The sequence below is a fragment of the Vibrio sp. SCP2 genome, from assembly GCF_059295395.1.
The window spans coordinates 374,033-384,790 of record NZ_JCAFVV010000001.1 but is presented as its reverse complement, the minus strand read 5'-3'; the positions used below and the strand labels follow the sequence as shown (position 1 = coordinate 384,790).

At 43.6% G+C, this 10,758-nt stretch carries 10 protein-coding genes; 4 read left to right on the top strand and 6 right to left on the bottom strand.

The features are described from left to right. Positions 1 to 50: 50 nt before the first annotated feature. Positions 51 to 2,528, bottom strand: a complete 2,478-nt coding sequence (locus tag AC5O63_RS01890) for a bifunctional diguanylate cyclase/phosphodiesterase (protein ID WP_494503704.1) — start codon at positions 2,526 to 2,528, stop codon at positions 51 to 53. A gap of 204 nt (positions 2,529 to 2,732) precedes the next feature. On the opposite strand from AC5O63_RS01890, the gene AC5O63_RS01885 reads away from it, so the two are divergent. From AC5O63_RS01885 to AC5O63_RS01875, 3 genes are all read left to right on the top strand, one after another. Then, a complete protein-coding gene (locus AC5O63_RS01885) occupies positions 2,733 to 3,665 on the top strand; it encodes an endonuclease/exonuclease/phosphatase family protein (RefSeq protein ID WP_494503703.1) in 933 nt (310 codons plus the stop codon). Positions 3,666 to 3,738: 73 nt separating this feature from the next. Beyond that, the gene (locus AC5O63_RS01880) at positions 3,739 to 4,107 is read left to right on the top strand and encodes a VOC family protein (RefSeq protein WP_494503702.1); all 369 of its coding nucleotides are present in this window, start codon (positions 3,739 to 3,741) and stop codon (positions 4,105 to 4,107) included. A gap of 76 nt (positions 4,108 to 4,183) precedes the next feature. Then, the gene (locus tag AC5O63_RS01875; RefSeq protein ID WP_272788212.1) at positions 4,184 to 4,330 is read left to right on the top strand and encodes a hypothetical protein; all 147 of its coding nucleotides are present in this window, start codon (positions 4,184 to 4,186) and stop codon (positions 4,328 to 4,330) included. 54 nt (positions 4,331 to 4,384) lie between these two features. Here AC5O63_RS01875 and AC5O63_RS01870 read toward each other — a convergent pair whose 3' ends face one another. The 5 genes from AC5O63_RS01870 to AC5O63_RS01850 form a co-directional block, all read right to left on the bottom strand. Next, on the bottom strand, positions 4,385 to 5,785 hold the full coding sequence (locus tag AC5O63_RS01870) for a class II fumarate hydratase (protein WP_494503701.1): 1,401 nt from the start codon (positions 5,783 to 5,785) through the stop codon (positions 4,385 to 4,387). Between the two features lie 17 nt (positions 5,786 to 5,802). After that, positions 5,803 to 6,183 (bottom strand): hypothetical protein, encoded by a 381-nt coding sequence (locus tag AC5O63_RS01865; protein ID WP_171320846.1) that lies wholly within the window; start codon positions 6,181 to 6,183, stop codon positions 5,803 to 5,805. Positions 6,184 to 6,354: 171 nt separating this feature from the next. Then, entirely contained in the window at positions 6,355 to 7,212 is an 858-nt protein-coding gene (gene yghU / locus AC5O63_RS01860) for a glutathione-dependent disulfide-bond oxidoreductase (RefSeq protein WP_494503700.1), read from the bottom strand. Positions 7,213 to 7,391: 179 nt separating this feature from the next. Next, positions 7,392 to 8,042 (bottom strand): HAD family hydrolase, encoded by a 651-nt coding sequence (locus AC5O63_RS01855; protein ID WP_494503699.1) that lies wholly within the window; start codon positions 8,040 to 8,042, stop codon positions 7,392 to 7,394. A gap of 157 nt (positions 8,043 to 8,199) precedes the next feature. Beyond that, a complete protein-coding gene (locus AC5O63_RS01850) occupies positions 8,200 to 9,597 on the bottom strand; it encodes an alpha-amylase family protein (protein WP_494503698.1) in 1,398 nt (465 codons plus the stop codon). A 278-nt stretch (positions 9,598 to 9,875) separates the two neighbouring features. On the opposite strand from AC5O63_RS01850, the gene AC5O63_RS01845 reads away from it, so the two are divergent. Further along, complete coding sequence (locus tag AC5O63_RS01845) at positions 9,876 to 10,754, top strand: NAD(P)-dependent oxidoreductase (RefSeq protein WP_494503697.1); 879 nt, start codon at positions 9,876 to 9,878, stop codon at positions 10,752 to 10,754. The last annotated feature ends 4 nt before the right edge of the window (positions 10,755 to 10,758 follow it).

Genomic DNA, 10,758 nt, shown 5'->3' with positions numbered 1-10,758 from the left:
CGACTTTTTCGCGAGATTTGTAACCTCAGTGTCAACAAAATATACGCGGACTATAATTCAGCGTATTTTTCGGCTAATTGCGCAATGGGCATTGGTCTTTCGATTAGGTAACCTTGCAATACGTCACATCCATAATCGATCAGTACCGTTTTTTGTGCCTCTGTCTCTACACCTTCAGCGACAACTCTCATACTTGCGGATTGCGCAATGGCGAGAATAGCTTTGACTAGAGAGTCACTCTGCTCAGAGCTCAACATCTTATCGACAAAGACTCGGTCAATTTTGAGTTCGTCCAACGGCAGGTTACTCAAATAACTTAGCGATGAATAACCAGTACCAAAGTCATCAAGAGAAATCGTAAAGCCAAGCTCTTTGATCTGATTAATAATCGGTGTCACTTTGGGTAGGTCGCTGATTAACACATTTTCCGTTATCTCTAACGTAATTCGGTTACTTGGTAAGTGGTTCTCTTCTATCGCTCTTTTTAGCTGGCTAATGAAAGCTTTATCCATCAACTGCATTGGGGAGATATTAATCGATAGGGTAGAGTTGTACTCGGGAGACGGAAAAACGCTGGCAAATTCTTCGCAGGCTTTATTGAGTACAAACTCTCCGATCTGACCTATGAGTCCAATCTCTTCGGCGAGAGAGATAAATTCCAATGGAGACACGTTGCCTAGGTGAGGGTTGTGCCAACGTAGCAGACTTTCCACCCCATGCAGCTCACCCGTTTTGGCGGTGACTTGAGGTTGATAGCTTACGGTCAGTTCGTCACGTTCAATAGCTTCACGTAACTCTCTTTCAAGCAAGAAATCGTACTGTACCTGTTTGTTGATTGAACTATCAAAGAATAGGACATCACCTTTTTGCCGTGCTTTAGATTTGTAGAGAACAATGTCGGCCTTTGATATTAATTCTTCAGGCTCGTCTCCATCGGACGGATACATGGAGACGCCAATAGAACAACTAGCAAAAATAACCTTACCGTCGATAACAAATTGTTGTTTGAACACATTTTTTATCTTGTCGACTTTAGCTTCGGTCTCAGAAAGATTTTTTAGGTTGGAAAAACAAAAGATAAACTCATCACCACCAAAGCGAGCAACGAAATCATTTGGCCCTAAAAACTCATCAAATTTCTTACCGATCTCGCTGAGTAACTTGTCACCCGCACTGTGTCCGTATAAATCATTTACTTTCTTAAAGTCATCTAGATCGACAAACATAACTGCCAATTGACAACACGCTGCTTCGGAAAGCTGAATTCCTTGTCGAATATTGTTGTGAAGCTTGGCTCGGTTAGGCAGTCCGGTTAGTTCGTCGTGACACGCCATGTATTCGAGTTTGTCCTTGGTATCTTGTAAATCATCAAAATCGCGGTTAATTCTTTTTTCAAATCGCTTGAATCGATTGGCGATAAGTCGGCTAAGTACTAAAGACAAAGCAGCGACAACGAATATCGTGAATCCACCAATGACTAGCATCTGGTGTAGCGTCTCTTGCTGCTCTTGGTCAGCTTGTTGAGCACGGCTGGCTAAAAATTGATTATTTAATTCGTTGTAGATGCCTGCGCCAATTGTCCAACCCCAGTTTTCATCTTTGACGACGTAACTGGTTTTAGAGTAGTTAGATATATTAGAAGGGCCAACAGGCGCGATGTATTTCACAATGCCCTTGTTGGTTTCCATAATACGTTTCGCGCCTTCTTTGACTTCTTCACTACCAATATCAAAGATGCTTTTGCCAATTAACGACTGATCTAAATGAGAGAGAACTTGACCGTTCTCATCAACAACAAAGACATAGCCGTGCTCACCAAATCTTAAGTTTTTTAACCATTCGAGCGAAGTCGCTTTGATGTCATTTTCCACGTCGACAACATAGTCACCTGTGCCAATAAACCAATCATAGGGTGCAAAGTATTTACCGAAACCAATTTTTTCAAACTCATGATTTTTGTTGTTGGGTTTTACAAACCACCATCGATAGAAATCCTCGCCTTTAGCTTTAACTTGTTCGCCCATTTCACGGACAATGTAGCTACCGCGAACGTCTCTGAAATCCCATAAAGATGTCCCTTCCACTCTAGGGAGCAGAGGGTGCATCACATTGAGGCCTTCCGTCTTATAGATAAAGAAGTAACCGCGTCCGTTATTGAAGCGAATATCTCGCAAGGCGTCAGTGATGAGCTTAGTGACTTGCTGTTCTGGGAGTTGTTTGTTGTTTTCGTAGATGCGAGTAGCGATAGCGTGTGCTTCGTAGATTCGTTCTTTAATCGTACTTTCTAGTTGTTGTTCTGTTTGGTCACGGGCGAACTCAATTTGCTCAAGGACGTACTCTACGCGGTTGGTCAATTCGACAAGCTGTCTTTGCTCGTAATCCTGTTGAAGTGAAGCGAGATCTTCTTGAGAGCTTAGGATGGTGTCTCTAACGGTAAACAAAACCCATAACAGGGTAAAAAAAGCAACGATAGTAGCGGGAGCAAACGTAATAAGATTGATCAGTTTTTTGTCCGTTAGCTTGCTCATATCGCTCCTTGAGATGGTTCGCTCTGTTGGACAGTATAGCGCCATTGACTTTATAGTTTTATTTACATTCTGCAAAATTATTGATTGTTATCGAAATTTGAGAGTTAGCCATAACAAACTAGCTGCTTAAGATTAAGACAATCTGGAGACATTCACGTTATGTAGACCATACTTACTGAACCTTATTCTTTAGAGTGAGTCTCGGTGAAAAGAGCAGTTATTTGGTTTATCGTATTCATTCCAGCATTGGCTTGGGTGAGCCTGTCGTTCTACGAGTCAACATGGTGGATAGAAAACATCGTCGCATTTCCGGCGATCTTTCTGCTTGTATATTGGGTCATGAGTGTTGGCTTCTGTCTCGGAAAACATTGGCTGCAAGCGTGCGTTTGCTTGGTCGTTTCTGGCGTGTTCTTTTTGCTCACACCTAAGTCGAACCGTGTGCTCACTGCCAACTGCGTCAACCCAATCACCGTGACGCAATTTAATCTTTACTACGAGAACGACAATGTAAACGGGTTTATTAACTATTTGCTCGCCAACCCAAGTGATTTAGTGGTTCTACAAGAAGTTGCTCCGGAAATAGGCGAGAAGCTTAAAACCCTTGATGATGTGTACCCTTATTACTACGGTGGTCAGGAGGGAATAGGGTATCCATCAAGCCAGATGGTTTTGAGCCGTTCACCACTGAAAGATATGTCGGTTTTTCTCACGCCGGATGAACAAGCGATAATCCGGGGTACATGGCACCCCAACAAACATGTTGATCTCACTCTGATGGTGGCTCATCCCACCTCACCGAGGACCAAAGCGCTATGGTATCGACGCAATGCCATTATTCGCACTATTGAGTCTTTAAATCAGCTCTATCCAAGTGACGAGGTGTTGGTTGTCGGAGACTTTAATCTCTCTTCGGCGAGTCTTCGGTTTGGTAAGATGTTTCCCAGTTTTCAAACTGCACCTGTAGCGAGTTGGCCAAATTGGGTAAATCAGTTTCAAACTCCAGATTTTACGATGATTGCAATCGATCATTTATGGCTAAAGTCGAGTCAAACCGGCAGAAGGATTTGCGAGCGTAGAAGTGTCGAAAAGCCGAATGGCTCCGATCATAAGATGGTGTTGACGAAAATTGGTTATTGATATCGATTCTCACTTGCAAACAGAGTATGCTTGCTCACCTAATTATTTTTTGCCAAGGGAAAGGATGCTCACTATGAGTAATTTAGCCATCACAGAAATCAAATCGTTTATTCCAAGTAAAGACTTCACCGAGTCGCAACGATTTTATCAAGCTCTTGGTTTTGAGGTCGCTTCAGTTTTTGGTGATGTTGCTTACTTAAGGCGTGAAGGCCACGCTTTTCTGCTGCAAAACTACTATAACGTTGAGCATGCAGAAAACACCATGATGCACTTACTGGTTGAAGATGCGAATAGTTGGTTTAGCCATGTTAAAGATTCGCAGGTAGAGCAAAACTTTAGTTGTAAAGTGACTGAGTTGATTGAGCAGCCGTGGGGAATGCTGGAGTTCTGCGTAATTGATCCATCTGGCGTGTTGTGGAGAATTGCGCAAAATATTCGCTAAATCTATATCGGTTGAAGTCGAGCAGAGCTAGCTATAGAATTGCCGCTCCTTTCACATCTCATTTGTTTGAGGACATATGAACAGTGCACAAGTTGCGGCGTCATTCTCGCAAGCAGCCGTTTCACCTAAGCGTGAAGTGATGCTAAGAGAGTTATTGGCGTTAGCAAAAATGGCATCGGCGATTGCCTTACCATTTTTGCTGTTGTCTCTGGCTTGGATTTAGTCCAGAGCACACAACACAAGGATGTGTGCTTTCTGTTTTGACCTGTCAAATACGTTATTCAGCGACACCACCTTTGGTCAACTTCGTTGGGTTCAACAAACGTTCTAGTGTTGCGCGATCCAAATCGGTTTCACGTTCAGCAACATCAATAATCGCTTCACTTTCTTTATAGGCCTTTTTCGCAATATCTGCTGCTTTCAGGTAGCCAATCACAGGGTTTAATGCTGTCACTAGAATTGGATTTTTTGCTAATGCAACTTCGAGGTTGTCTTCGCGGACCTTAAATGTGGCGATTGCTTTATCTGCTAGTGCAGTTGCGCTATTAGCGAGTAGCTCAATGCTTTCCAGTACGTTGTGAGCAATCACTGGCAGCATAACATTGAGCTGAAAGTTTCCTGACTGACCAGCAACCGTGATTGTCGTATCGTTGCCTATCACTTGAGCTGCTGCCATGGCTGCTGCTTCTGGAATCACAGGGTTTACTTTTCCTGGCATGATAGATGAACCAGGCTGAAGACCTTGTAGCTCAATTTCACCCAAACCTGCCAGTGGGCCAGAGTTCATCCAACGTAGATCGTTAGCAATCTTCATTGTTGCTACCGCGGCTGTTTTTAACTGGCCTGAAAGCGCAACAATGGCGTCTTGGCTGCTGAGGTTGTAAAAGAAATTCTCGCTAGAAGCAAAATCAATACGCGTTGCTTGGGCGAGATTGTCTGCAAACTTAGTCGCGAATCTAGGGTCTGCGTTGATACCTGTGCCAACAGCCGTACCACCTTGCGCTAAGGCTTTGACTGCAATCAGAGATTGTTCAATGCCAGTTTTCGCTTGTTCGATTTGGAACTGCCAGCCACCTAATTCTTGGTCGAATGTAATTGGCATCGCATCCATCAAATGCGTTCGGCCAGTTTTAACACTCTCGCCAACTTCAGCTCGCTTATCGTTTAGCATTTTAGATAGATGGTTTAACGCTGGGATAAGCTGCGTTTCTATCGCTAATACCGAGCTAATTTGGATTGCAGTAGGAACAACGTCGTTACTGCTTTGTCCCATGTTAACGTGGTCGTTAGGATTCACATCGCCACCAAGTAATTGTGAAGCGAGCGTTGCGATCACTTCATTAGCATTCATGTTTGAACTGGTGCCAGACCCTGTCTGATAGACATCGATAGGGAAGTGCTCAATGTGCTCACCATCAATGATTGTTTGTGCTGCATCCGCGATAGCCTGTGCAATATCACCTTCTAGTAGTCCTAGTTGGGCATTGGTCAAAGCGGCGGTTTGCTTAATGTAGGCCAGTGCTTTAATAAAGCCTTCTGGCATCACATGTTTGCTGAAGTGAAAGTTATCGACAGCACGCTGAGTTTGAGCTTGGTATAGAGCATTAAGAGGTACTTTTACCTCTCCCATACTGTCTTTCTCAGTACGAAATTCTTGTGCAGTAGGGCGTTGAGTCATCATTGGGTCCTTTTGAATTAGTCTAATGGCGCTTGTATGCGCTGTAATTGTTGTTTTAGGTGTAAAAACTGAACGTCACCATCTTCCCATTGATAGTAGTAGCGTTTTAGGCACATCAATGGGGTATGGATAGAGTCTAGGCAGACTCGACGAAAAATTCGGCTGCGTATTGGATCTTGAATTGCATCAAGCAGATGAAAATAGAGCTGGCGCAGGAAAAGCTCACACAGAAGTGGGTTTTCATTGTTCGCTCCAGACTCATATTGGGATGCCAACAACATACCCCAATGTATGTAGTCATGAATGACATCAGGTTCAAACCCACACTGAGTATAACGATCAAGAAATCGATCCTGAGATTTGTAGAATGCGTTATAAAGTAGCTGTTGATTATCCATATGCACCTCAACTTAATGTAATGATAATTATTATCAATTAAGTTGGGTGAATCAACCCTTAGTTTTGTGGTTGATTTCGATTGTGAGGGTTTGGACTGAATAGTTAGGTATCTATAAAATAAAAGCCCTGCTAAATGTCTAGCAGGGCTTTAAGGACCGTATTAAATAGGGCTAGGGTTTCAGTGCTAGCACTTTATCAATATCTTCAGCACTGTGACGTTCAGGAACTTGCTCCCAATCTTCGCCCCAAGCTCGGTTAACAATGCGACCACGTTGCACTGCTTCACGGGCTTCAATTTGCTCCGCCCAACGTTTCAAGTTTTTGTAGCTATCAACGTCTAAGAATTCTGCGGCATCATAAGTCTTACCTAACACTAGGTTGCCATACCAAGGCCAGATTGCGATATCTGCGATACTGTACTCTTCACCAACGATAAAGGTGTTGTTTGCCAGTTGTTTATCAAGAACATCTAATTGACGTTTTGCTTCCATGGCAAAGCGATTGATCGGGTACTCGAACTTCTCCGGAGCGTAGGCGTAGAAGTGACCAAATCCACCACCAAGGTATGGGGCAGAACCCTGAAGCCAGAACAACCAGTTCATGACTTGAGTTTTTGCAGTAGCTTCACTTGGTAGGAAGTGACCGAATTTCTCTGCAAGATAAAGCAAGATATTGCCTGACTCAAACACATTAATCGGTGCATCGCCTGATTGGTCAACTAATGCAGGAATTTTTGAGTTTGGGTTTACCTCTACGAAGCCAGAGCCAAACTGGTCGCCCTCGCCAATCTTAATTAAGTATGCATCGTACTCAGCCTCTGTCACGCCAAGTGCAAGCAACTCTTCGAGCATGATTGTGACTTTCTGACCATTCGGAGTACCCATAGAGTGGAGCTGGATAGGGTGCTGACCAACAGGTAACGCTTTCTCATGACGAGCACCAGAATCAGGACGGTTGATACTCGCCCATTGGCCGCCGTTCTCGTCATCCATTTTCCATACTTTTGGTGGTACGTATTGGTTTGTCATTGTTATTCCTTATTCAGATTGTTATCCGGCAATAATAAACATTGGGATACATAAATCGGATAAAAAGCCCTTAAGGAATTTTTTATTAGAACAACTGGTTATTGAAAATTGGGAAAGGATATAAGGAATTACTAATAAACAAAACAAACAGGCTTAGTTGGTCTAAGCCTGCTTAGCGATTAGTGATCTGCTTTTAAATATGCAAGGACATCAATTAAGGAAGGCTGGATTTGATGACCCAATGCGGTGACTTCTTCGCAAGGCTCAACAAGATCGGGGATTTGGAAAGTGGTCATATGAGCTGCGACGGCACTGCGAACGCCATTATTGGAGTCTTCAAATGCAAGGCAGTTTTCTGGCTGTACATCTAGGCGCTCAGCTGCAAGCAGGTAAATTTCTGGGTCAGGTTTACCGTGTGTGACCTCACAGCCGCAAGTCAAACTATCAAAATACTTAGACAAACCAGCGAGTTCGAGTTTAATCGTAGCGACTTCACGATGAGTGGAGGTCGCCACTGCAGTTGGAACATTGTTGCTTTTCAACCACTCTAATAGCTCAACAACACCATCTTTTACCGGTATTGCCTGATGCTTGACGATGGCATCGTAATTTATGCGCCATTCTGCATGCAGCCTATCAAGATCGTCACCATATGCTTGGCGAAGAATCAGATCAATGCCCGCAGAGTTTCTACCGATGATTGATAGATACACGTCTTCATAGAAAGGGAGATTGACATTTTCACAGGCTTGCTTAAACACACGCATACAAACGCGTTCAGTGTCGAGTAATAGCCCATCCATATCAAAGATGGCAGCTTGAAATTTCATAGGTACGGCTTAATCCATAACAGTGTGGTCAGACACAGACATTCTTGCACACAAAATAATTATAGTAAAAGCCAAGGTTTAGGATAGTGAGTCTTAGGTGTCTAGAGGTTAAGTTCAAAGGCCTAAGCGATGCTAAGGCCTTTGAGATGATGGACTGCTACAGCTTCCACATCCTAGCGGTGCGCGCGGGAACAGTAAATTGGTGGTAACGTGAGTTAACGGTTGTTGTATCTGAGCTTAAGACATCTTTATACGCAACGTGCCAGTTAAACTCATGCTGATAGGTATCAACAGTGATTGCTTTACTTTCACCACATTTATTGATTCCGACAACTCCCTCTTTGCCACGCTTGAACAGCAAGGTACATTGATCACTGTGTAGCATGGTCATTGATTTACCTTGCATCGCATTGTGGAATTTGAGCATGTTGATCATGGTAGAATTTTTCCAAACATCTGCCCAGCGACCATTATCTTTATCTTCGCTGTCAGGTAGTTCATCACTGTAGATCAGAGGCGTTCCCCCATCTTTGCCTAGAATGTAGGCATAAGCGAGTTTCTCGTCGGTAGGGTCCATAATTTGGTAACGGAAACCATCATTTGTCGGGATATCGTGGGTGATAGTAAAGGTAATCGCGCGTGCATCTTCTAACGCTTGACCATATGCCTGCGGATCATGCAGTTGGTTTAGCCCACCACCAAAAGAGAAGGCACCTCGAATAGAAGCAAATAGTGGGAAATCGTATGCAGCGTGATTAGTGTTGTTAAGGTATGGGGCTAAGAATGCTTCGTAACCGGAATCACCTTTGCCGCCGCTAGTAATCACCTCACCAAACACATGCATTCCGGATGTAATGTCAGAAGAGAAAATTTGATCGATTTGATATTGGCTCATATGTTTAACCGCATCAATACGGAAGCCTTTGATACCCATCGACTTTAGCGCTTTAAGGTAACTTTTTTGTTGTGATACAACCCAGTTGTTCGGATCTAAATCTGGTAGACCTGTATCACCATCCGCGCCACATAGTCGCCAGTACTGAACGTGACCTGGATCATTCCAGTTGGTGATACATCCTGCAGGGTGAAAGTCTGATGCTGAAAACAGGTTTTGGCTCAAATCACCAAACAGTTTTTGATTTGCGTAATAACTAGCGCGAGACGAGTAGTCATTTAATACGTCGGTACCAGGGTAATTGAGGTCGTTGCGTTTCCAAGATTCATTCGCCATGTGATTCAGAACGACGTCAGCATAGACATCAACCCCTTGCGCTTTAAGAGCCGCAATCATCGCCTCTAGGTCTTGTTTGTTCCCCAACGGTGAGTCGATAACACGTAGGTCTTGTGGTTGATAGCGTGCCCACCATTGAGTCCCACTTGACTTCATTGCTGGTGAAATCAACACTTTCTTATAACCGTTGGCAGCAATTTGTTGTGCATTCTGAGTGACATCGGAGTATTTCCAATTGAATGCATGAAGTATTGCCTCGGCACTGGCAACTTGAGGAATACAGAGTGCAGCTGTGGCAGCGAATATTGATGTTATTTTTTTCATAGGGTTTTCTCGTTATTTGTATTCATGGGGATGATATTTTGGCTGTTTCCTATGTGTAGTGAAGAAATGTCAACGCGGAATAGTGCTCACGCTATGTAGGGATCTAATTTATAAAATTAATGCAGAGCTAACATTTGGTTTGGTTAATTTGGATTTTTAGATTCATATTGCTTGCGACAAACCCATGTTGTTCGAGACAAACTTAGATTAGTGGTAAAACTTAGCGGCTTAGTTTAGTAGACTGTCTCCCTAACTATAAAATTCAAAAGGAGATAGGGATGAGTCAGCAGAAAGTAGCCTTTATTGGTTTAGGTGTGATGGGCTATCCAATGGCTGGGTTTTTAAGTAAGGCAGGCTATGACACTAAGGTATTCAATCGTACTAAAACCAAAGCAGAGCAATGGGCTAATGAATACCAAGGTATTGCGTGTGAGACGCCAAAACAAGCCGCTCAGGATTGTGACATTGTATTCGTCTGCGTGGGTAACGATGATGACGTGCGCAGTGTTATCTACGGTGAAGGTGGTGTATTTGCAGGGCTAAAGCAAGGCGCTGTATTAGTTGACCATACTACGACGTCCGCTGAGTTAGCGGTGGAACTTGCCAAAGCGGCTCAAACCAATGGCAATCACTTTATTGATGCGCCAGTGTCGGGCGGTCAAGCAGGGGCTGAAAATGGTGTGTTAACCATCATGTGTGGTGGTGAACAGGCGATATTTGATCAAGTTGCACCAGTCATGGATGTTTATGCCAAACAGATGACCTTGCTGGGTGAAAATGGTCAAGGCCAGCGCTGTAAAATGGTTAACCAGATTTGTATCGGTGGCATCTTGCAAGGTTTAAGTGAAGCGCTGTTACTTGCTCAGAAGTCAGGCTTAGATATCGAGCAAGTTGTTGAAACATTAAAGCATGGTGCAGCAGGCTCGTGGCAGATGGAAAATCGCGCCGTGACAATGTCACAAGATAAGTTTGATTTTGGTTTTGCGATTGATTGGATGCGTAAAGACTTGGGCTTCTGTCTTAAAGAAGCAGAGCGCGTTGGGTTAGATCTACCTCTAACTAAAAAGGTGGACGAACAATACGCCGAACTGCAGCAAGAAGGCTTCGGGCGTATGGATACGTCGGTACTGATGAAAGCGGTAGCGAAACATCAGTAATAGA

Coding starts and splice junctions, on each gene's coding strand:
- AC5O63_RS01890 (WP_494503704.1), bottom strand. CDS start 2,528: ATGAGCAAGCTAACGGACAAAAAACTGATCAATCTTATTACGTTTGCT.
- AC5O63_RS01880 (WP_494503702.1), top strand. CDS start 3,739: ATGAGTAATTTAGCCATCACAGAAATCAAATCGTTTATTCCAAGTAAA.
- AC5O63_RS01875 (WP_272788212.1), top strand. CDS start 4,184: ATGAACAGTGCACAAGTTGCGGCGTCATTCTCGCAAGCAGCCGTTTCA.
- AC5O63_RS01870 (WP_494503701.1), bottom strand. CDS start 5,785: ATGACTCAACGCCCTACTGCACAAGAATTTCGTACTGAGAAAGACAGT.
- AC5O63_RS01865 (WP_171320846.1), bottom strand. CDS start 6,183: ATGGATAATCAACAGCTACTTTATAACGCATTCTACAAATCTCAGGAT.
- yghU (WP_494503700.1), bottom strand. CDS start 7,212: ATGACAAACCAATACGTACCACCAAAAGTATGGAAAATGGATGACGAG.
- AC5O63_RS01855 (WP_494503699.1), bottom strand. CDS start 8,042: ATGAAATTTCAAGCTGCCATCTTTGATATGGATGGGCTATTACTCGAC.
- AC5O63_RS01850 (WP_494503698.1), bottom strand. CDS start 9,597: ATGAAAAAAATAACATCAATATTCGCTGCCACAGCTGCACTCTGTATT.
- AC5O63_RS01845 (WP_494503697.1), top strand. CDS start 9,876: ATGAGTCAGCAGAAAGTAGCCTTTATTGGTTTAGGTGTGATGGGCTAT.